Genomic DNA, 249 nt, shown 5'->3' with positions numbered 1-249 from the left:
TTTTGGCGGATGAGAGAAGATTTTCAGCCTGATACAGATTAAATCAGAACGCAGAAGCGGTCTGATAAAACAGAATTTGCCTGGCGGCAGTAGCGCGGTGGTCCCACCTGACCCCATGCCGAACTCAGAAGTGAAACGCCGTAGCGCCGATGGTAGTGTGGGGTCTCCTCATGCGAGAGTAGGGAACTGCCAGGCATCAAATAAAACGAAAGGCTCAGTCGGAAGACTGGGCCTTTCGTTTTATCTGTT

Annotated in this window: 1 rRNA gene; it reads left to right on the top strand. The window is 51.0% G+C overall.

Annotated features, from left to right (window positions below):
- Positions 1-79 precede the first annotated feature (79 nt).
- Positions 80-195, top strand: a 5S ribosomal RNA gene (gene rrf / locus IEQ44_RS16320).
- Positions 196-249: the final 54 nt, after the last annotated feature.

The organism is Nocardioides malaquae (assembly GCF_015070385.1).
In the GTDB taxonomy this organism is placed as follows: Bacteria; Actinomycetota; Actinomycetes; order Propionibacteriales; family Nocardioidaceae; genus Nocardioides; species Nocardioides malaquae.
Note: the sequence above shows the minus strand (reverse complement) of the source record. Positions and strands in the feature narration are given on the sequence as shown.